The organism is Devosia sp. Root105, from assembly GCF_001424865.1.
GTDB lineage: Bacteria > Pseudomonadota > Alphaproteobacteria > Rhizobiales > Devosiaceae > Devosia_A.
This window is the reverse complement of the sequence record NZ_LMCR01000005.1, coordinates 16,606-36,860: the sequence shown is the minus strand read 5'-3', so window position 1 is coordinate 36,860 and position 20,255 is coordinate 16,606. Positions and strand designations below refer to the sequence as shown.

At 65.1% G+C, this 20,255-nt stretch carries 22 protein-coding genes; 9 read left to right on the top strand and 13 right to left on the bottom strand.

From position 1 onward, the window contains the following. Positions 1-13 precede the first annotated feature (13 nt). From cpaB to ASC68_RS07430, 3 genes are all read right to left on the bottom strand, one after another. Positions 14-865 (bottom strand): Flp pilus assembly protein CpaB, encoded by an 852-nt coding sequence (gene cpaB, locus ASC68_RS07440; RefSeq protein WP_055877184.1) that lies wholly within the window; start codon positions 863-865, stop codon positions 14-16. A 127-nt stretch (positions 866-992) separates the two neighbouring features. Next, positions 993-1,505 (bottom strand): prepilin peptidase, encoded by a 513-nt coding sequence (locus tag ASC68_RS07435; protein WP_055877181.1) that lies wholly within the window; start codon positions 1,503-1,505, stop codon positions 993-995. A gap of 133 nt (positions 1,506-1,638) precedes the next feature. Continuing rightward, positions 1,639-1,854 (bottom strand): Flp family type IVb pilin, encoded by a 216-nt coding sequence (locus ASC68_RS07430; RefSeq protein ID WP_055877178.1) that lies wholly within the window; start codon positions 1,852-1,854, stop codon positions 1,639-1,641. A gap of 357 nt (positions 1,855-2,211) precedes the next feature. On the opposite strand from ASC68_RS07430, the gene ASC68_RS07425 reads away from it, so the two are divergent. The 4 genes from ASC68_RS07425 to ASC68_RS07410 all read left to right on the top strand — a co-directional run bounded on the left by ASC68_RS07425 (position 2,212) and on the right by ASC68_RS07410 (position 4,737). After that, a complete protein-coding gene (locus tag ASC68_RS07425) occupies positions 2,212-2,658 on the top strand; it encodes a pilus assembly protein N-terminal domain-containing protein (protein WP_055877176.1) in 447 nt (148 codons plus the stop codon). 142 nt (positions 2,659-2,800) lie between these two features. Further along, positions 2,801-3,379, top strand: coding sequence for a TadE/TadG family type IV pilus assembly protein (locus tag ASC68_RS07420; protein ID WP_055877173.1), 579 nt, complete (start codon positions 2,801-2,803; stop codon positions 3,377-3,379). Further along, positions 3,376-3,927 carry a TadE/TadG family type IV pilus assembly protein gene (locus ASC68_RS07415; RefSeq protein WP_055877171.1) on the top strand — a complete coding sequence of 184 codons (552 nt, stop codon included), beginning with the start codon at positions 3,376-3,378 and terminating at the stop codon, positions 3,925-3,927. The genes ASC68_RS07420 and ASC68_RS07415 overlap by 4 nt, the downstream gene beginning before the upstream one ends. Positions 3,928-4,119: 192 nt before the next feature. Next, positions 4,120-4,737, top strand: a complete 618-nt coding sequence (locus ASC68_RS07410) for an HAD family phosphatase (RefSeq protein WP_055877169.1) — start codon at positions 4,120-4,122, stop codon at positions 4,735-4,737. Positions 4,738-4,913: 176 nt separating this feature from the next. Here ASC68_RS07410 and upp read toward each other — a convergent pair whose 3' ends face one another. From upp to deoA, 3 genes are read right to left on the bottom strand one after another with little or no spacing between them, the layout of a single operon-like run. Next, a complete protein-coding gene (upp, locus tag ASC68_RS07405) occupies positions 4,914-5,543 on the bottom strand; it encodes a uracil phosphoribosyltransferase (protein WP_055877166.1) in 630 nt (209 codons plus the stop codon). 15 nt (positions 5,544-5,558) lie between these two features. Further along, complete coding sequence (locus ASC68_RS07400) at positions 5,559-6,737, bottom strand: phosphopentomutase (RefSeq protein ID WP_055877163.1); 1,179 nt, start codon at positions 6,735-6,737, stop codon at positions 5,559-5,561. Then, a complete protein-coding gene (gene deoA, locus ASC68_RS07395; protein ID WP_055877241.1) occupies positions 6,737-8,056 on the bottom strand; it encodes a thymidine phosphorylase in 1,320 nt (439 codons plus the stop codon). The genes ASC68_RS07400 and deoA overlap by 1 nt, the downstream gene beginning before the upstream one ends. A 323-nt stretch (positions 8,057-8,379) precedes the next feature. On the opposite strand from deoA, the gene ASC68_RS07390 reads away from it, so the two are divergent. Then, complete coding sequence (locus ASC68_RS07390; protein WP_055877160.1) at positions 8,380-9,912, top strand: serine hydrolase; 1,533 nt, start codon at positions 8,380-8,382, stop codon at positions 9,910-9,912. Here ASC68_RS07390 and ASC68_RS07385 read toward each other — a convergent pair. Continuing rightward, positions 9,909-10,649, bottom strand: a complete 741-nt coding sequence (locus ASC68_RS07385; RefSeq protein WP_197421121.1) for a helix-turn-helix transcriptional regulator — start codon at positions 10,647-10,649, stop codon at positions 9,909-9,911. The genes ASC68_RS07390 and ASC68_RS07385 overlap by 4 nt on opposite strands. A 218-nt stretch (positions 10,650-10,867) precedes the next feature. On the opposite strand from ASC68_RS07385, the gene ASC68_RS07380 reads away from it, so the two are divergent. After that, positions 10,868-11,299, top strand: coding sequence for a VOC family protein (locus tag ASC68_RS07380; RefSeq protein ID WP_055877158.1), 432 nt, complete (start codon positions 10,868-10,870; stop codon positions 11,297-11,299). A 136-nt stretch (positions 11,300-11,435) separates the two neighbouring features. Then, the gene (locus tag ASC68_RS07375; protein WP_055877147.1) at positions 11,436-11,831 is read left to right on the top strand and encodes a hypothetical protein; all 396 of its coding nucleotides are present in this window, start codon (positions 11,436-11,438) and stop codon (positions 11,829-11,831) included. A gap of 26 nt (positions 11,832-11,857) precedes the next feature. On the opposite strand, the gene ASC68_RS07370 is transcribed toward ASC68_RS07375, so the two are convergent. Further along, positions 11,858-12,337 (bottom strand): MarR family transcriptional regulator, encoded by a 480-nt coding sequence (locus ASC68_RS07370; protein WP_162247946.1) that lies wholly within the window; start codon positions 12,335-12,337, stop codon positions 11,858-11,860. A gap of 109 nt (positions 12,338-12,446) precedes the next feature. Between ASC68_RS07370 and ASC68_RS07365 the strand changes: the two genes are divergently transcribed. Together ASC68_RS07365 and ASC68_RS07360 are read left to right on the top strand one after the other, a co-directional pair. Further along, positions 12,447-13,706 (top strand): HlyD family secretion protein, encoded by a 1,260-nt coding sequence (locus tag ASC68_RS07365; protein ID WP_055877141.1) that lies wholly within the window; start codon positions 12,447-12,449, stop codon positions 13,704-13,706. A 23-nt stretch (positions 13,707-13,729) separates the two neighbouring features. Continuing rightward, positions 13,730-14,758 (top strand): FUSC family protein, encoded by a 1,029-nt coding sequence (locus ASC68_RS07360; RefSeq protein ID WP_055877138.1) that lies wholly within the window; start codon positions 13,730-13,732, stop codon positions 14,756-14,758. A gap of 13 nt (positions 14,759-14,771) precedes the next feature. On the opposite strand, the gene ASC68_RS07355 is transcribed toward ASC68_RS07360, so the two are convergent. The 5 genes from ASC68_RS07355 to ASC68_RS07335 all read right to left on the bottom strand — a co-directional run bounded on the left by ASC68_RS07355 (position 14,772) and on the right by ASC68_RS07335 (position 20,253). Then, the gene (locus ASC68_RS07355) at positions 14,772-15,206 is read right to left on the bottom strand and encodes an endonuclease domain-containing protein (protein ID WP_055877135.1); all 435 of its coding nucleotides are present in this window, start codon (positions 15,204-15,206) and stop codon (positions 14,772-14,774) included. Positions 15,207-15,266: 60 nt separating this feature from the next. After that, the gene (locus ASC68_RS07350) at positions 15,267-17,639 is read right to left on the bottom strand and encodes an aldehyde dehydrogenase family protein (RefSeq protein WP_055877133.1); all 2,373 of its coding nucleotides are present in this window, start codon (positions 17,637-17,639) and stop codon (positions 15,267-15,269) included. 159 nt (positions 17,640-17,798) lie between these two features. Next, on the bottom strand, positions 17,799-18,821 hold the full coding sequence (deoC, locus tag ASC68_RS07345; RefSeq protein ID WP_055877130.1) for a deoxyribose-phosphate aldolase: 1,023 nt from the start codon (positions 18,819-18,821) through the stop codon (positions 17,799-17,801). Positions 18,822-18,880: 59 nt separating this feature from the next. After that, positions 18,881-19,288: a cytidine deaminase gene (locus tag ASC68_RS07340; protein ID WP_055877127.1), complete on the bottom strand. Its 408-nt coding sequence runs from the start codon at positions 19,286-19,288 to the stop codon at positions 18,881-18,883. Further along, on the bottom strand, positions 19,288-20,253 hold the full coding sequence (locus ASC68_RS07335; RefSeq protein WP_055877124.1) for an ABC transporter permease: 966 nt from the start codon (positions 20,251-20,253) through the stop codon (positions 19,288-19,290). The genes ASC68_RS07340 and ASC68_RS07335 overlap by 1 nt, the downstream gene beginning before the upstream one ends. Positions 20,254-20,255: the final 2 nt, after the last annotated feature.

The window sequence follows — 20,255 nt, the reverse complement described above, 5'->3', positions numbered from 1 at the left end:
TAATCCTCACGCATCATTGCACCTGCTCTTCTGAGCTGGTGTCGTCGAAGGACGCCTGGGCAACATTCGGGCTGGAACCGGGCATCACGTCGCTGCCGATGCCGAAGCGGATCATGCGGACGGCGCGGCTGCCCTGCAGATCATCCCCAGGGGATGGCTTGAAGTCGGCAATCGAGCGGAGCGCCACCGAGAGGACGCCGATCTTGGAGGCGTTGATGATCGCCTCGCCCTGGGCCGGGGTCAACTCGAGGGTTGCGATAGTGCCGCCCTGGAAGACGTCGGCCTTGGGGTTTTCGGGGTTTGCCTTCTCGCCGGTAGTGCCGGTTTCGCCAAGCCGGGTGCCGATGGCCAGCACCTTGACGTTGGAGAGGATGGTCTGGCTGATGCCGCCGCGGCTGAGCACAATGTCGACGCGGTCATTGGGGAGCACGAAGCCGCCGGCCGCCGCGTCGGCGCTGACCGGCACGGAGACGCCGCGCATGCCCTTGGTCAGCACGGCCGAGAGATAGCCCTGGTCGGAGTGCACCAGCTTCTTGTCGATGATCGGCTCGCCCGGGAAGAACTCGAAGCGGGCGACGGCGTCGAGCAGCTTGGTGGGCGCATCGGGCAGCACGGCTTCGCTGATATATTCGGGACGGACGGCGAACTCCGGCCATTCCTGCCACTCGATGGTTTCCGCCGTGATCCGCTGGCCGACGCCAATGGGGGCCTTGGCCACCAGCACCTTGGCCTTCTTTTCCTCGATGACCTGAGTTGGCCCCTCGACCACCACCTGCTGCGGCGCCGTGCCGCGCATGGCCAGGAAGGCTGCGAGCCCGCCTGCCAGAAGCGCAACGACCAGCAGGATGATACGCGAGACTCCCATCGCCCCAAACTCCACATGCCGGGCCCGAAGGAACCCCGCTACTCTTGCGGTCGACTATCGCGGCAAAGGGTCAAAGTTTGGTTAATCTTTGCTTGCCGAAGACGGTTAACGAATAGTTTCGAAGTCTTCAGCCGACGAGGCGCTGGAAGATCAGGCTGCTGGGATAGACGAGCAGGCCGGCGGCCGCCAGTGCGATACCATAGGGGACGCCGGTTTTGCTGTCGTGCAGCCGATCGATCCACAGCACCTGCTTGAGCTGCAGTGGCAATGGCCAGCGACGAACGGCCAGCAGCGACAGCGTCAATGCCCCACCGAGCAGCGACGCGAAGAGGAGGTAGGCCAGCATGCTTTCGAAGCCGAACCACAGGGTGGTCGCGGCGATCAGCTTGGCATCGCCACCGCCGATCCAGCCCAGGGCGAAGAAGCTGAATGACACTGCCAACACCAGCGCCGCCGCGGCGACATGCATGCCCAGCAGTTCGAAGGAGAAGCCGGCGAGCAACGCGATAGCGAGGAACGAGCCCACGAGCAGCAGCACCAGCTTGTTGGAGATCCGCATGGTTAGCAGGTCCGAGGAAGCCGCAAAGGCCATCAACAGCGGAAACACGAGCATGGCGGGAAGGGTGATGAATGCGGGCATCGGTGGTCGGCGGTTTGCGAAAGCGCCGGACACCCGGGCCAAGGACAGTGTGGCGGACATATGGTTAAGAAAGCCAGAATGCAGAAGGGGACCCCCGACGGGGTCCCCTTCGAACTTCTAGCCCCGAGGAGTATCAGGGGGTAGCCGGGGGATTAGCCGGGGGGGCAGCGCCGCCTGGGACGGCAACAGTGCCGAGACGGTTGGAGATCCCCTGGAACAGGTTGGACAGGTTACCACCGAGGGCGGTGGCTGCCACGATGATGGCGACAGCGATGAGCGCGGCAATCAGGCCGTACTCGATCGCAGTAGCGCCGGACTCGTCATTCACGAAACGAGCGACAGTGTTCATTTTTTGGCTCCTTGCACACGTCATTCTGTGACTGCATCAAGTGATGCGTCAGCACCGTTCGATACGTCACACATCGAACATGGCCTCACGCTAGGCGGCGCGGATTGAAATTGAGTTAATTGTCGAAGCCCGAGCGCCCCGGTTTACAAGGGTTTCCGGCATGCTGAGCAGATCGTTAAAGCAACCTGCAAAATTGTTCCTAGTGCCGGCAAAGTAATACGCGAGGAGCGACCGGCCACACCGATCGCTAACGACCGCGGCCGGCGGATGCGGAGCGGCACTCGGCCATTTGCGAATTCTTCACCATTCCGCGCAACACTCCATTTGCCATAGCATACCTCCCGCCAAGGGCCCGTCATGCCGTTTCGTCCCAGTATCGCCGCCCTTGCCATCCTCTCGGTGCTCGCCAGCTCTGTCGCCGCGCTGGCTGAAAGCGCCCCGGTGACGGTGAAAGTAAACATGGCGCGCATCCTCAGGATCAATGCCCCGGCGGCGACGGTGATCATCGGTAACCCCGGCATCGCCGATGCCGCCATCCAGGATCCGCAGACCCTGGTGCTGACCGGCAAGAGTTATGGCCAGACCAACCTGATCGTGCTGGACGCCCAGGGAAACCCGATTGCCGACACCCTGATCGAAGTGGTGCAGGAGCAGGCTGGCCTCGTAACCGTGTTCCTGGGCGAGCGGCGGACCAGCATGGCGTGTGAGCCTATATGCCAGCCGATCATCATGCTGGGCGACGACAAGGCATACACCATCGAGAAGATCGAGACGGCGGATGCGGTCGAAACCGCAGCGAACTAACTGCCGGTTAACCAAGCCGCTGCATCGCATGCAAATGTGGCGCGGGCACTAACCAATCACTAGGTAGGAACCGCTAGTTTCCGTCGGCGAATGGAAACTTCAGGGCCGCATGTCTCAACGCTCCCGATGGCTGAGAAAGCTGATGTCGCCGGCAATCCGCCGGGCGCAGGCTTTTGGCCGGAACGATAGCGGCGTGACGGCGATCGAGTTCGGCCTGCTGGCGCTGCCGTTCTTCACCATCATCCTGGCAATCGTCGAGACGGCCCTGGTTTTTATCGCCGGCCAGATCCTCGACAGCGCCGTAAACGACTCGTCGCGGCTGATCCGCACCGGCCAGGCGCAGAATGGCACACCCGCCTACAATGCCGAGGCGTACCGCGAGGCCATCTGCGACGGGCTTTACAGCATGTTCGATTGCGATCTGGCCGACGACAAATTGCGGGTCAGCGTGACGGTAGTCTCCGATTTTGGCGCCGTCGCCCTCGGTTACCCGCTGAAGACCGGCGAGGACTGCAAGGAGGACAAGTGCGACTGGACGCTCGTCGACGACTACAAGCCCGGCAAGGGTGGCGACGTGGTGCTGGTGCAGGCCTATTACAAATGGCCTACTGTGGTGAACCTGCCGGGCTTCAATTTCCAGACGCTGCCGGACGGCACCCGCTTGCTGGGTGCCTCGCGGGTATTCCGCAACGAGCCGTTCGTCTGCGCGAGTTGCACATGATCCGCCGCCTGCAGCAGTTCCGCGACGACATCCGGGCCGTCGCCGCAGTGGAATTCGCACTGATCCTGCCGCTGCTGCTGACCCTCTATCTCGGCACCATCGAAGCGGCAACGCTCTATTCGGCGGACCACAAGGTGGCGACGGTCGCGAGCACGATGGCCGATCTCGTATCGCGCGAAAAGGGCACGATCTCGACGACGACCCTCGACAAGTACTTTCTCGCGGCCGAAACCATCATGACCCCGTATACCACCTCAGGATTGGCGCAGGTCGTCTCGTTGCTCAGCATCAACGCCGACGGTGTGGCCACGGTGGCGTGGAGCCGGGCGCACGGCGCCGCAACAGCGCGTGAAGCGACCAGCGCGTTCCCGCTGGATGCCACCGCCAAGATCAATGTGCTGGCTCGCGGCGCCAACGGCTGGCTCGTGGCCTCCGAGATCACCTACCCGCACCAGCCACTTTTTGGTCTCGTCATCTCAAGCACGATCACGCTGAAGCACACGCAGTACTTCCTGCCACGCTTCAAGGGGGAGATCGCGCTGGAGTAGCCAGCGGCGGCTTGCCGAGGCAGTACGGGCGTGCCATAGCCCGGCTCACGTTCCCCAGAGCGCTTCACCGTTTCACAGAAACGTCGAAACGCCAGAGCGTTTCGCGGAAACGCCTGAGGTCATTGGCTTTGTCGCGCTTTCGCACGGCAAAGTCTGCAACTTTCCCTGCAAGCGCTCTACGAGGCCAGCCCGATGCAAGATACCCTGATCCCCGTCTTCGACCTCGGCGGCGTGTTCGTCGACTGGAACCCGATGTACCTGTTCCGCAAGCTCTTCGAGACCGAAGAGGAAGCGCAGTGGTTCTGGGACAATATCTGCACCAAGGACTGGAACCTCGAGTTCGACGCCGGCGACATCTTCGCCGAGGGCGTGGCCGAGCTCATCACCCGCTATCCGCGCTACTGGCGCGAGATCCAGGCGTTCGATCTCAGGTGGAAAGAGACGGTCGGCGAGTTCATCACTGGCACCATCGATATCCATAACGAGCTGATCGCCGAGGATATTCCGACCTTCGCCATCACCAACTTCTCGTGGGAGAAGTGGGTGAGCTGCCTGCCCGAATGGCCCTTCCTCGAAAAGTTCGACGGCGTCGTGGTGTCCGGCCTCGAGGGGTTGGTGAAGCCCGATCCGCGGCTCTACCGCGTGTTCTGCGAGCGCTACGGCCTTGCGCCGGACAGCTGCGTGTTCATCGACGACAGCGAGCCGAACGTGATCTCGGCCCGAAAGTTCGGCATGCACGCGATCCACTTCACCGACCCGAAGTCGCTCCGCAAGGAGCTGATCGGGCTGGGGCTGCCGCTGAAGAAGTAAGGGGCCGTTTGGACTACTGCGGCTTTGACTGCCCCCTCCACCACCCTTCGGGTGGTCCCCCTCCCCCGCCGCGCGGGGGAGGATTCGCCGCGGCATCGGTTCACACCCTTGGACGAGCGTAGCGAGGACCCCGCGCGTGGCGCGCCCCGTCTGGAGCGCGACCAGCGCGTGAAGACCTACTTGGTCCCATACATCCGATCCCCGGCGTCGCCGAGGCCGGGGATGATGTAGCCCTTCTCGTTGAGATGGCTGTCGATTGCAGCGGTGAAGATCGCCACGTCGGGGTGGGCGGTCGAGAACTTCTCGATACCCTCGGGGGCGGCGAGCAGGCAGAGGAAGCGGATGTTGTTGGCGCCACGCTCCTTGAGCTTGTCCACTGCCGCAATCGAGGAATTGGCCGTCGCCAGCATCGGATCGACGACGATGATCAGGCGGTTGTCGAGCTCTGATGGCGCCTTGAAGTAGTACTCGACCGGCTGCAGCGTCTCGTGGTCGCGATAGATGCCGATATGGGCGACGCGGGCGGCCGGGACGAGATCGAGCATGCCGTCGAGCAGGCCGTTGCCGGCGCGCAGGATCGAGGCGAAGACCAGTTTCTTGCCCTTGATGGTGGGGGCATCCATCTTGGTCATCGGCGTCTCGATCTCGACCATCTCGAGTTCCAGGTCGCGCGTCACCTCGTAGCACATCAGGTGCGCGATCTCGCGCAGCAGGCGTCGGAACCCCGCGATGGAGGTATCCTTGTCGCGCATGATGGTGAGCTTGTGCTGCACCATCGGGTGGTCGATCACCGTTACGCCGCGCATGGATACCTCGAAGGGCTAGAGGAAGGATTTGCCGTGGGGGCCGGGCGCAAGGCCGAGCCAGCGGGCGATACTCTCTCCTATATCCGCAAAGGTCGGCCGGATGCCAATGGTTCCGGGCGTGAGGGCTGGGGAAAAGGCCATGATCGGGGTCTGTTCGCGGGTGTGATCGGAACCGCGCCAGGTCGGATCGTTGCCGTGGTCGGCGGTGAGGACGACGAGATCGTCGGGCCGCAGTGCCGCGATCAGCTCGGGCAGGCGCGCATCGAAGGCTTCGAGCGCCTGGGCATAGCCCGGCACATCGCGGCGATGGCCGAAATCCTGATCGAAATCGACGAAGTTGGTCATGATGAAGGCGCCGTCGGCGGCCATTTCCATCGCTTCGAGGGTGCGATCGAACAGCGCCATATTGCCGGTGGCCTTGATCTTGTGGGTGACGCCGTGCCTCGCATAGATGTCGGAGATCTTGCCGATGGCGTAGACCTGCCGCCCCGCACCCTTGGCCCGATCGAGCAAGGTCGGCTCGGGCGGGGCGATGGCGAAGTCGCGGCGGTTGCCGGTGCGCTTGAAGGTGGCGGCGGTCTCGCCGACGAACGGGCGGGCAATGACACGGCCGATATTGAGTGGCGCAGTGAGTTCGAAGGCGGTTTCGCAGAGCTGGTAGAGCCGCTCGAGGCCAAAATGGCTCTCGTGCGCGGCGATCTGGAAGACGCTGTCGATCGAGGTGTAGCAGATCGGCTTGCCGGTCCGGATCGACTCCTCGCCGAGTTCGGCGATGATGGTGGTGCCGGAAGCATGCTTGTTACCGAGGATGCCGGGGACGCCGGATTTCTCGATCAGTTTGGCGATGAGGTCGGGCGGGAAGGTCGGCTCCTGCAGCGGGAAATAACCCCAGTCGAACGGCACCGGCACGCCGGCGATTTCCCAATGGCCGGACGGGGTGTCCTTGCCTTTGCTGACCTCGCGGCCGACGCCCCAGCGTCCGCCCCTCGGCTGGTCCGTGAGGCCGCGAGGAACCTCACCGGTGGAGAGTTTGGCCGCGGCGCCGAGTCCGAGGGCGTCCAGGTTCGGTAGCGATAGCTGGTAGTTGGCGGCGATATGGCCGAGCGTGTCGGCGCCGGTGTCGCCGTAATCGGCTGCGTCGGGGGCGCCGCCGATACCAAAGCTGTCGAGGATGCAGAGAATGGCGCGGGGCATCAGGCAAACTCCTCGGGGCCGATCCGGTCGTAGATGATCGTGGGGTCGGGTGCCCCCTCGCCGATGCGATAGGCGGACTTGATGCGGCGCTCGGCTTCGTCGGCTACAGCCGGATCGTTGGCATGGAGGCGAGCGATCGGTTGTCTGCCTGGCCCAACCACACGCCAGATGGGCGCCAGGTTGTCGAAACCGACAGCATGGTCGATGTTATCGGTGGGGCGTGTACGGCCGCCGCCGAGCACCACCACCGCCATGCCGACGGCGCGGGTATCGATCTGCTGAACCTGGCCCGCTTCATCTGGATAGATGTCGCGAACGATGCTGGCGCGGGGCAGGTAATCGTCCATGCGATCGATGAAATCGCTGGGCCCGCCAAGGCCGGTCACCATGCGCGCAAACCGCTCCGCCGGCTCGCCGCTGGGGAGGAGGCGGTCCACTGCGGCGCCCGCGTCGCTGCGCTCCACGCCGGTCAGCGACAGGGCCTCCACGCAGAGCGCCCGGGTGACGTCAAAGAGCCGGCCGTCCGCCCCTTTGCCAGTGAGGAAGTTGACGGCGTTGCGCACTTCGAGAGCGTTGCCGGCAGCCGAAGCGAGGGGCTCGTTCATGTCGGTGATCAGCGCGGCGGTGCGCAGCCCGGCGCCATTGGCCACCGAGACGAGGCTATCGGCCAGGGCGCGGGATTTCTCCAATGTCGGCATGAAGGCGCCGGAACCGGTCTTCACGTCGAGGACCAGGGCGCCGAGGCCGGCGGCCAGTTTCTTACTGAGGATCGAGGCGGTGATCAGCGGGATGGATTCGACCGTGCCGGTGACGTCGCGGATGGCATAGAGCACCTTGTCGGCCGGAGCGAGATCGGCGGTCTGGCCGATAATGGCGCAACCAGCCTCGCGCACCACCTTGCGAAATAACGCGTTATCCGGGCTGGTGCTGTAGCCGGGGATGGCATCGAACTTATCGAGCGTGCCGCCAGTGTGGCCGAGGCCGCGACCGGAGATCATCGGCACGTAGACGCCGCAGGCGGCAAGGATCGGCGCCAGCATCAGCGAGGTGTTGTCCCCGACCCCGCCGGTCGAATGCTTGTCGGCGACCGGGCCATCGAGATCGGACCAATCGAGCACAGTGCCCGAGTCGCGCATAGCCTCGGTGAGGGCGACGCGCTCGGGGGTCGACATATCACGGAAATACACCGCCATGGCGAAGGCGGCTGCCTGGGCCGGGCTGACGGAACCGTCGGTCAGCCCGCCGATGAAGCCGGAGATTTCGCCTGACGTGAGGGCGAGACCGTCGCGCTTGCGGATGATGGTTTCTTGCGGGAGCAGGGTCATGCCGGTGTTTTGCGCTGCCCGCCGGGCGAAGGCAAGATGAGGCGGCGGCGCTCTGACCCACCCGGCATGCGGCCTCGGTACGGTTCCGTACACAATGTCGAAATACAAACCGGCGCCGGCTGCGCCTTTGCTTCGGCATGAGAACTAAGTCCGGCCCGCACCACCGACTTCAGGTGCAGGAGGTCGCGTTAGCTAAAGACTCGATGGCACTTGCTCTTGTCGCACCTCGCAAGCTGATGTTCACATGTGAGCTGGCAACGACGATTTCGCTCGACATTACCTGTCGACCGCCAGCTGCCCCGCCTGGAGGATCTATCGTGCTTCGCCACCTTGGTTTCGGACTGGCCGCTCTCGTTGTCGCTGCGACCGGCGTAGCGCGTGCCGGCGAGCGTGAGCCGCTGCCGCCGGCGCAATTGCAGCAAGCGCTCGATACGCTCGCCGCGGACGCGAAGCAGGCCGTAGCCGACGACCGGACGCCTGGCATTGCCATCGCCGTTGTCCACGGCGACGCGGTGATCTTTGCCGGGGGGTTCGGGGTCCGCAATGTCGAGACCGGCGAGCCGGTCGACCCGGACACGGTGTTCCAGCTCGCCTCGGTATCGAAGCCGATCGGCTCGACGGTGATCTCGGGCCTGATCGGCGACGGCAAGCTCAGCTGGGACACGCGGCTGATGGACCTGACACCCGGTTTCGCCATGCAGGAGCCGTGGGTGACAAGCCAGGTGACGCTTCGCGATCTCTACGCACATCGCTCGGGGCTGCCCGACCATGCCGGCGACCTCTTGGAAGACTATGGCTACGATCGCGAGGCGGTGCTGCACCGGCTGCGCTTCCAGCCGCCGCTGACCAGCTTCCGCTCCGGCTACGCCTACACCAATTTCGGCATCACCGCCGCCGCAGTGGCGGCAGCATCGACAACCGGCATGGACTGGGAAACCTTGTCGGAGGAGCGGCTCTACAAGCCGCTCGGCATGGCGTCGACCAGCTCGCGCTATGCCGATTTCATGGCGGAGGCCAACCGCGCCGCCGGCCATATCAGGGTCGACGGCAAATGGGCCTTCGTCGAGCAGCGGCAGCCCGACGCGCAATCGCCGGCCGGCGGCGTCTCCTCATCGGTGAACGACCTGACCAGGTGGGTGCGGCTGCTGGTGAACGACGGCATGTTCGAGGGCAAGCAGGTGATCGCCGCCGCGCCACTCGAGGAGGCGCACCTGCCGGTAATGATCACCGGCTACGCCCCCAACGGGACGCCGTCATTCTACGGGCTGGGCTGGAATGTCGGCTATGGCGGCGACGCGCGGCACTCGATCTCGCACTCGGGCGCCTTCGCCATGGGCGCGGGAACAACGGTCAACATCTCGCTCGACGACAAGCTGGGGGTGATCGTGTTGACCAACGGCGCGCCGGTGGGCGTATCGGAAACGCTGGCCAACGCCTTCATGGACAACGCCATTCTCGGCGCGCCACGCTACCCATGGCAGGAGGTGTTTACCGGCATCTTCGCGCAGATGGCGGCGGACGGGATCTCGCACAACTTCGATACCCCACCGGCCGACGCTGGTCCCGCAGCCGCAGACACGGCCTATATCGGCAGCTTCGCCAATGACTTTTACGGCCCCATCGAGGTGGTCGCCGGCGCCGACGGGCTCAACCTGCTGATCGGACCGAACCGGCGCTCGTTCCGGCTCACGCATTTCGACCGCGACACGTTCACCTTCGAAACCATCGGCGAGAACGCCTCCGGCCTGAGCGGGGTGAGCTTCGCGCTCGATGGCGCGGGCAAGGCGCGCTCGGTATGGATCGAAGCGTTCGACAAATCCGGGCTAGGGAGCTTCGCCCGGACGCCCTAGCGGGTCAGGCTCTTATGGTACTGCACCGGCGTTGCTCCCAGCACGGTGCGGAAGTCGGTGATGAAGTGCTGCTGGCTGCTGTAGCCGAGGTCGTAGGCGATGCCGACCCAATCGGGCTCGTCGCTCAAACGGATTTCTGCGGCGGCGGCGAGCAGGCGCTTGCGCTGCAGCAACCATTTGAGGCCGATCCCCAGATAGTCGCGAAACGCCTGCTGCAGCCAGCGCTCGCTGCGACTGAAGGCCTCGCCGACCGCGGCGACGGTGGTGAGGTTCTCGTCGGTCTCGACGGCCGTGATAATAGTGTTGATCTCCTCGAGCGTTCCATCGGCCACAGGCGAGGCAGCGCGAATATGCTCGAGCAGCGTGGCGATCACCGCATCGTCGTCGTGCGCCAGGATGGCGGCGATACCCTTGGCATCTGCCCAGGGAAACACCGCAGTCAGCGGCACTACCTTGTCCTGCAGGTCGGCCATTTCGCCGGTCCAGAAAGCGTGGAAGGCGCCGGGGCGAAAGCGCACGCCGATGATGCGGCCACTGCCGGCGGCCGAATAGGTGCGCTTGCCGCGGAAGGTGCCCTGGATGCCGGACTCCTGGGCCGACAGAAAGATATCGACGTAAGGCCGGTGCATCACCTGGTCGGAATCGTAGGGGCCCAGTGAGCTGTCCCAGCGGATGACCCAGAAATGCTCGATGAAGCGCTCGAGATCGGCCGAAGGCGGCACGGTGCGGAACTGCACGTGACGGTCGAAACCCAGGGGATCGAGCCGGCCGCGCGCCTCATAGGGCTCGCGTGGCTCCCCGGGCTCGCGTGGCTCCCCGGGCTCGCGTGGCTCCCCGGGCTCGCGTGGCGCGCCGGACGCACCTGTCTCTCCGGCCGCTGCGGATTTCTGAAATACAGGGGTTGGAGCATCGGTCATTGTCTGGGCATCAGCTCAACGATGAAAGGAAATTCCAAATGAGCAACAAGCACTTCCTGCGCGGCATGGCTACCGTCAGCTTCTTCGCCGACGACCTCATCGCGGCCCGCGACTGGTACGCCGAGCTATTCGGCGTCGAAGCCTACTTCCAGATGCCGAGCCGCGAGAAGCCGGCTTACATCGAGTTCCGCATCGGTGACACCGAGGACGAGTTCGGCATCATCGATCGCCGCTATGCGCCCGAGGCGATGCAGCCCGGGCCCGGTGGCGCGGTCCTGTTCTGGCATGTCGACGACATCGAGGCGGCATTCGCCCGGCTGAAGGAGCTGGGTGCAAAGGAATACGAGGCGATCACCAAGCGTGGCGAGACCGGCTTCGTCACCGCATCGGTGGTCGACCCGTTCGGCAACGTGCTGGGGATCATGTACAACCCGCATTATGTAGAAATGCTGGCCGCCCGCGCCGCCTGAACGTGGGTTGCGTTAGCTGCAGAGACCGCCTGTTCGCTTCGGCGCAGGCGGTCTTCCGTTACGAGGCGTCAACGCGTCGTTCACGCAGGGCGGGTTACGGTGCGTCCCGCCTGTGAGGCGGCAACGGTAGACCGCCATGCTCGAACCCCACGCGATTGAGACCTATATCGACAAGCCGGTGACTGAGGTCTACCGCTTCCTTGCTTCGCCGTGGAACTACCCGCGCTGGGCAGCGATCAACGCCGCAACCTTCCGGCAGATCGGCCCGCTCGAGTGGGCCGGCGATACCGAGTTCGGGCCGCGCATCGTCAGGTTCAGCCCACCCAATGGCGAGGGCATCCTCGACCATGCGGTGTACAAAGCAGGCAAGGAGCCGGTGATGATGCCGCTGCGGGTCACCGCCGATGGCAACCGGACGCTGGTGACCTTCGTGTTCTACCGCCGGCCGGGGATGGACGACGAGCAACTGGCCTCAGCGCTCGAATGGATCCGCACGGATTTCACTGCGCTGAAATCGCTGCTCGAAGTCTGAGGCCCGCCGGCGCTTGCGCTGGGCCGTTACTCGCCCGTGGGCACCGGAGCGGCTTTGTCGAGGCGGGTCTTGCGCAGGGTATCGCGGGTATTGGCCAGCATGTCGCCGATGAAGCGGCGGACGATCGCCAGTTCGGCCTCGGAGTATGAGGCGATCACCGGCTGGTTCATCCGCAGCACATAGTCGCGCAGCTGCAGGAGACCCGATTCCTCGGTGGCGGGTCCGAGCATGATCAGCACGCCGCGCCGGTCGGTCGGGTGCGGATGGCGCACGATGAAGCGGGCGGCCTCCAGCCGGTTGAGCATGATGGCGGTGGCGCCGGTGGTGAGCCCCAGATGCTGCGAGATGGCTTTGGGCGTCGCCTGGCCGCCCGACGAGCGCACGAAGAACAGGCACATCAGATCGGTGTGATTGATACCGGCCTGCTCGGCCAGCCAGCGATAGACGTGCGTCACCTCGGCGGTCAGGTCGCGCAGCAGCTCATCCATCTCGGGCTTTCGTTCCAACGTCTCATTCCTCACGCGCAACATAGCTATGCGACATAGTATCTTTGTTGCAAAGTTAAATCAGCTGCCCTAGATGGGGATCAGACGAATGCAGCCAATGGAGCGGACTATGGCACAGGCACAGGCGACGATGGACCACAAAGACGCTGTGAACGCTGACAAGGCGGGGCTTCCCGCCATTGGGCGCGCGACGAACCAGTCCAAGGTGGTGAACATTCCCGTGGAGCGAGTGGCGGAACCCGGGCCGACTCCCCTGCCCGCCACCGTTGCGGCAGAGGCCGCGGCAGCACCGACCGAGGCGCCGAACAAGAGCCGCAGGAAGGCAAAGCTGTTCGGCATCGGCCTCCTGGTGACACTGGGCGGCGTGGTCGCCTGGTATCCGCTGGCCGATCACTATGCGCCGTTCGCCTCGGGCGCCTCGATCACGGCGCAGGTGACCCAGGTGGCGCCGCGCGTCGCCGGGCCGGTCAAGCACGTGCTGATATCAGACAATGCCGAGGTGAAAGCCGGCCAGCCGCTGTTCGAGATCGACGACACGACGTTCCTGATGGACGTGGCGCAGGCCCGGGGCCAGCTCGACCAGGCGATGAACAACGTGACTTCGGGTGTCGCGGCGGTGCCGGCCGCCGAGGCCAAGCTGGCGCAGACCGAGGTGGCGCTGACCATTGCGCAGCAGGAACTGGAGCGCGCCACGCAGCTCCACGACAAGGGCTTGCTGTCGCAGGCGAAGTTCAACACGGCGGACGCCAACGCCAGGACGGCAGCGCTCAACGTCGAGGCGGCAAAGGCCGATCTCGAGCGGATCAAAGCGTCGGCCAGCACGGCAGACGCCAGCAACCCCAACGTGCGGGCGGCGCAGGCGGCGGTCGACAAGGCCGAATTCGCGCTCCGCAACACCACGGTGCTGGCGCCAGCCGACGGCTATGTGTCGAACCTGTCGCTGGCCGAGGGGCAGTTCGTTGCCGCCGGCACGCCGGCGCTGACCTTCATCAACCCCAAAACGCAGATGGTGATTGCCGACCTGCGCGAGAACCAACTGGTCAACGTCCAGCCGGGCGACAGGGCAGTGGTGATGTTCGAGGCGGCGCCGGGCAAGCAATTCGAAGCCACGGTCCACAGCATCGCCTGGGGCATCAATAGCGGCCGCACCACGGCCAATGGCCTGGCGCAATCGTCGAACGATACCCGCTGGTTCCCGCCGGCACGGAAAATCCCGGTGCGCGTCAGCATCGATGACATGAGCGTGCTGCCCGCCAATGTGCGGCTCGGCTCGGAAGCGAGCGTCCTGATCGTGCCAGAAGACGGGATCGTGCCGAACATCGCTCGTGGGCTGATGGGCATCAGCGGCCTGCTGTCGGGCCTCAACTAGGATCTTCTCTCCAGGAGGCGAAGATGGAAGAGCTAACTCGCGTCGACCCCAAAGAGGATCCGTACCTGGCGCTGCGTACGGCGCTCAGCGTCGCGATCTGCGTGATCCTTGCCGACCCGCTCGGCGTCACGCAGCCGATGATGCCGGTGGTGCTGGGGATGAGCCTGATGTCGAACCAGCGCGGCGCGCTCAACCTGCGCTCGTTCATGGGCCCGGTGATGCTGCCGGTGATGGCGTTCGTGTTCAGCTGGCTGGCGGCGGCGACGGTGAGCGAGCCGATGCTGTTCGTTCTGGTCAACATCGCGCTGGCCGGCGCCGGCATCGGGCTGATGCTGTTCAAGGGTTCGCGGCTGGGGGTGATGCTGACGGTGTTCCCGGCGATGATGTCGATGTCGGTGCTCTATAGCGACCAGGCGCTGGTGGCGATCCGCGACTCGATGGCGACCGGCGGGCTGATCGTCGGGGTGACCGCGGTGGTGCTCAACATCCTGTTCCCGCCGCAGACTGCCCGCGTGCACATCGAGCAGCCCAAGCCGTTCGAAACCGAGCACCCGGCTGCCGAGCTGCTGATCCGCATGGCGGTCTATGTGCCGATCATGCTGATGACTTATGCGACGGGCGACATGAACCTCTTGATCGTGCCGATCATGCTGGCTTTCATCTGCGCCGAACCCGATCGCGGCGGGCGCCTGCAACAGCTGATCGACCGCGGCGGCGGCACCATCGTCGGCGCCGTCGTGGCAGTGGGCGCCATGGCGATCTACTATGTGGTGCCGCAATTCCCGGTGCTCGTGGCGCTGATTGCCAGCATCACCTTCTTCCTCATCGACAGGATGACGACGGGGGCAAGCCGGCCGCTCTACTACCAGTACATCTGCTCGGTGGCGCTGGTGATGCTGCTGTCGTCAACCTTCGGCGCCCGCGATGCCTTCGAAGTGGTGGTGCAACGCGTGGTGCTGACGAGCGGAGCGATGGTCGGGGCGATCGCATTGCTGTCGCTGCTGGAGGCGGTGTTTTTGCCGCGGAAGGCGATGGCGGTGGCGACGGCCTGACCTCAAGTCAGGTCTAGTCGCCGGTGCGGATGGCGAGATCGCGCAGAGCCTTGCGGCTCTTGCGTCTCCCTCCCCCTTGCGGGGAGGGATCAAGGGKGGGGGTCAGTGCGGGCACGGTGGCCAGGGTCTGCTCAATGATCGTGAAAACACCTTCGGCGTTCTCGGTGATCTCGTTGTTCCAGAAACGCAGGACGCGAAACCCGCGGGCGTGCAGGTAATCGTCGCGGACGCGATCATGGTCCCGGCCGGCAGCGGAGGTATGGGTTTCGCCGTCGGCTTCGATGATCAGTTGGGCATGCATGCAGGCGAAATCGGCATAGTACGGGCCGATCTGCTGTTGACGACGGAAATGGTAGCCGCGCTCGCTGAAGACGCGAAGGATGGCCCAGAGCCTTCGCTCCGGGTCGGTCGCTTTGTGGCGGAGTTCTCTGGCGCGCTCAACCGTCATGCCGAAACTCCGGTGCTGGCTGACCCCCACCCCTGGCCCCGCCTGCTGCGCCCATCGCGCTTAAGCCCCGTACGGAATCCACACGTTCTTCACCTGCGTGGCACGGCGCAGGAAGTAATCACCCTCGAATTTCGCCTTGTCGCTCAGGTCGTAGTAGAGGCCGCGGCTGGTCCAGGTCTGCTTGACGTTGCCGGCACTGGCCTTTTCGACCATGGCGGAGGTTTCGGCGTCGCCGGCGAACCAGATGGCGTCGATGCCGTCATGTTCGGCGAGCGTCTTGGCCAGCACCTTGCTCTCCCCCGTGACGATGTTGAGGACGCCCGAGGGCACGTCGGAGGTTTCGAGCACCTGGTAGAAATCGGTCATCGACAGCGGCGAGCGGTCGGAGGGGACGAGCACCACGGTGTTGCCCATGGCGAGGGCCGGGGCGATGAGGGCAATCGAGCCGAGCAGCGGCCGTGACGGCGGGGCGAGGATGGCCATCGCGCCCAGCGCCTCGACCATGGCGGTCGCCACCATGCGCTGCGGCGGATTGTGCACGGCGCCATCGTATTTGTCGGCCCAGCCGGCGAAGGCGAACAGGCGCTCGACGCTGGCGGCGACTTCGGCGGCGCCATCCTCGCCGGTTTGTGCCCTGAGGCGGGCGGCGAATTCGTCAGCGCGATACTCGAGGTTCTCGGCGAGGAAGTAGAGGATCTGCGCCCGGTTGTGCGCCGAGGTGGTGGCCCAACCCAGTGCCGCGCGGGCTGCCTCTACGGCGTTGCGGATATCCTTGCGATTGCCGTCGCCGACTTCACCGACCAGCGCGCCCGAAGGACCGTGGACCGGCCGGGAGTAACCGCTGTCGGGACGGGCCTGCTTGCCGGCGATGTACATCTTGGCGGTCTGGTCGATGCCGCCCGCATCGTCGAGCGGATTGGCGGACTTGCCGGACTTGGCCGCCGCAGCGACGAAGGGTTTCAGCTCCTTCTCCCACTTCGCCTTCAGGTAGAAGGCCATGCCTTCCCGGCCGCCTTCGCGGCCGAAGCCGGATTCCTTGTAGCCGCCGAAGCCGACCGCAGCGTCGAAATTGTTGGTGGAGTTGATCCAGACCACGCCGGCCTTCAGCTTAGGCGCGATGTCGAGGGCGAGGTTGACGTTCTCGGTCCAGATGGTGGCGGCGAGGCCGTAACGGGTGTTGTTGGCGAGCGCCACCGCTTCCTCGGGAGTTCGGAAGCTCATCTCGACCAGCACCGGCCCGAAGATTTCCTCGTTGGCGACGGTGTTGGCGGTCGACACATTGGTGATCAGCGTCGGCTTGATGAAGCAGCCGCCGCCCGGCACGTCGATATCGGGCTCGTAGAGCTGGCCGCCCTCGGCGACGCCTTTCTTCACCAGGTCGCGGACCCGTTCGACCTGCACCGGGGCGACGAGGGCGCCGATATCCACCGCCTTATCGAGCGGATCGCCGACACGCAGGGTCGACATGCGCTTCTTCAGCTTTTCGAGGAAGCGCTCCTCGATCGACTCCTGGACCAAGAGGCGCGAGCCGGCACAGCAGACCTGGCCCTGGTTGAACCAGATGGCATCGACGAGGCCCTCGATGGCCGAGTCGATATCAGCGTCATCGAAGACGATGTAGGGCGACTTGCCGCCGAGCTCGAGCGAGATGCCCTTGCCGGTGCCAGCCGTGGCCCTCCTGATGATCTTCCCCACCTCGGTCGAGCCGGTGAAGGCGATTTTGTCGATGTCAGGGTGGCCGGTGATGGCGGCGCCGGTATCGCCCTCGCCGGTGACGATGTTGACGACGCCCTTGGGCAGGTGCGCCTTGTCGCAGATTTCGGCGAACAGCAGCGCGGTGAGCGAGGTGAACTCGGCCGGCTTCAGCACCACGGTGTTCCCCGCAGCGAGCGCCGGCGCGATCTTCCAGGCCAGCATCAGCAGCGGGAAATTCCACGGGATGATCTGGCCGCAGACGCCATAGGGCACGTGCTCGGGGAACTCGCGCTCGAGGTGCTGGGCCCAGCCGGCATGGTGGTAGAAATGGCGCGCCACCAGCGGGATATCGACGTCGCGGCTTTCACGGATCGGCTTGCCGTTGTCCATGGTTTCGAGCACGGCGAAGAGGCGCGAATGCTTTTGGATCAACCGGGCGATGGCATAGAGGTATTTGCCACGCTGGTAGCCCGAGAGGGCGGCCCAGGGCTTGAAGGCGGCGCGGGCAGCCTTCACCGCCGCATCGACGTCGGCGGCGGTGCCATCGGTGACCTGGGCGAGGACCTTGCCGTTGGCTGGGTTCTCGGAGGCAAAGGTCTTGCCCGGCTTGGTCCACGCGCCGTTGATGAAATGGCCGAACGTGTTGTCGTGCGCGGCAAGCCAGGCGAGGGCGACATCGGCGGACTCCGGGGCCGGGCCGTAGTCGAGGGAGGTGAAGATTTCGGGGATTTTGTTCATTTCATTCTCCAACGAGGGAGTATGTGGCCTGCCCCTCATCCGCCCTTCGGGCACCTTCTCCCTCAAGGGGAGAAGGGAGGAGCCGAGAGTTCTCAGTCATGTCCCCCTCTCCCCTTGAGGGAGAGGGTGGCGCGTAGCGCCGGGCGAGGGGCAGAACCATCACACCATCGGCATCCGGTAGTCGGCGGCGTAGTGCCCGGTCAGCGTGTGCTCGAGCTGCCGCTCGATGTCAGTCAGCAGGGAACTCGCGCCGAACCTGAACAGATGCGGCTGCAGCCAGTGGGTGCCGAGCTCTTCCTTGATCAGCGCCATGTAGTCGAGCGACAGTTTGGCCGTGGCGATGCCGCCGGCCGGCTTGTAGCCGACCTCGATGCCGGTCTCCTCGTGGAACCAGCGGATCATCCGCACCATCGACAGCGAGGTCTGGAGGTTGGCGTTGACCTTTTCCTTGCCGGTCGAGGTCTTGATGAAGTCGGCGCCGGCCAGCATGCAGACCAGCGAGGCCTTGGCGACATTGGTCTGCGTCGCCAGTTCGCCAGTGCCCAGGATGGTCTTGATGTGAGCATCGCCGCAGGCCTTCCGCATGGCCCGGACTTCGTCGTAGAGCGCCTGCCAGTCGCCGCGCAGCACCATGCCGCGCTCGATGACGATGTCGATCTCGTTGGCGCCGTCAGCCACCGAAGCCTCGATCTCGGCGAGGCGGGTCGAGAGCGGCGCGAGGCCATGCGGGAACGCCGTGGAGACTGCCGCGACATTGATGCCGGTGCCCTTGAGGGCATCGACCGCGGTCTTGACGAAGGAGTGGTAGACGCAGACGGCGGCCGGCTTCACCTCGAGGTCGGCAACGCCAAGACCGTCGATGATATCCTGCCGGACCGGGTGGCGGGCCTTGGCGCAGAGCCGCTCGACCCGGCCCGGGGTGTCGTCGGAGTTGAGCGTCGTCAGGTCCATCAGGGTGATGGCCTTCAACAGCCAGGCAGCCTGCCAGTCCTTCTTCACCGTACGGCGGGCCGGCAGCGTCGCGGCGCGACGCTCGAGCGCCGAACGGTTCATGCGGACGCGCTCGACCCAATCGAGATCGAGTGGGAAGCCTGGATTTCTGCGGTGCGAAGAGGCGGGAGCCTCGATCGGCTTTGATTTCGCGGGCTTTGCAGCAGCGGGGTCGACGACGCGAAGTTCCATGGATGGCCTCCTTGCGCCTTACCGGTTAGCCCGGCTTTGCGGCAGTACGTTGAATGGCATTATCGGCCCAAAAACTCGGGGCCGAAAGAGTGCGGGAGCAGCTGTGCGATGGTCTGCTCGAGCGGCGTGCCGTCGATGCCGTGCGAAACGACGACGACGTCCTGATCGGCGAACTCGCGGATGCGCTGGCGGCAGCCGCCGCACGGGGTGACGGGCGTCGTGCCCGGCCCGGTGGTGTAGACGCGCTTGATGCGTTTGGCGCCGCCGGCGAGCATTGCCGCAATGGCCGAGGGCTCGGCGCAGTTGCCGACCGGATAGGCGGCGTTCTCGACATTGCAGCCGACATAGATCTTGCCGTCATCGGCAAGGATGGCGGTGCCGACGTGGAAGTTCGAGTAGGGCGCGTAGGCCTTGGCGCGAACGGCTTCGGCGGCAGCCAGCAGCTGCGGGTCCAGCGGATGAGGCATCAGCGTTCCTTGGTGTAGGCGACACCACCGGCCTTGGGGCCGACGGCCTTGCCGATGAAGCCGGCCAGGAGGATCACCGTCAGCAGGTAGGGCAGCGCCTGGATGGCCTGCACCGGCACGCCGACGCCGAAAATCTCGGCGCCCTGCAGGCGGATCTGCAGCGCATCGAGGAAGCCGAACAACAGGCAGGTGAACATCGCCGGCACCGGCTTCCACTTGGCAAAGATCAGCGCAGCGAGCGCGATAAAGCCCTTGCCGGCGGTCATGTTGTTGCCGAAGCCCGACCCCTGGGCGATCGAGAAGAACGCCCCGGCGAGGCCGCAAAGCAGCCCGGTAATCAGCACCGCCTGATAGCGCAACTTGATGACCGAGATGCCGGCGGTATCGACGGCCTTGGGGTTTTCGCCAACGGCGCGCAGCCGCAAGCCGAAACGGGTCCGATAGAGAACCCACCAGGTGATCGGCACGGCGAGGAAGGCGACATAGACCAGGATGTTATGGCCCGAGATCAGCTCGGAATAGATCTGGCCGAGCACCGGCACGCCGGAGAGTTCGTTGGCGAACGGCAGGTCGATGTTCTGGAAACGGCCGGTGACCGGGAGCTGCGGGGTACGACCGCCCTGCCCGAACCACTGGATGCCGAGGAAGGTGGTGAGGCCGGCCGCCAGCATGTTGATGGCGACGCCGGCGATCAGCTGGTTGCCGCGCAGCGTGATGGCGGCAGCACCCTGCAGCCCTGCCGTGGTGATCGAGACGGCAAGGCCGGCAAGCAGCCCGAGCCAGACATTGGCGGTGACCGCGGCGACGGCGGCAGCGGCGAAAGCCGAGGCCAGCATCTTGCCCTCGAGGCCGATGTCGAACACGCCGGCGCGCTCGGAATAGAGCCCGGCGAGGCAGGCGAGCAGCAGCGGCGTCGACAGCCGGAGCGTCGCGTCGAGGGTGGAGAGAATGAGACCGAGATCCATGG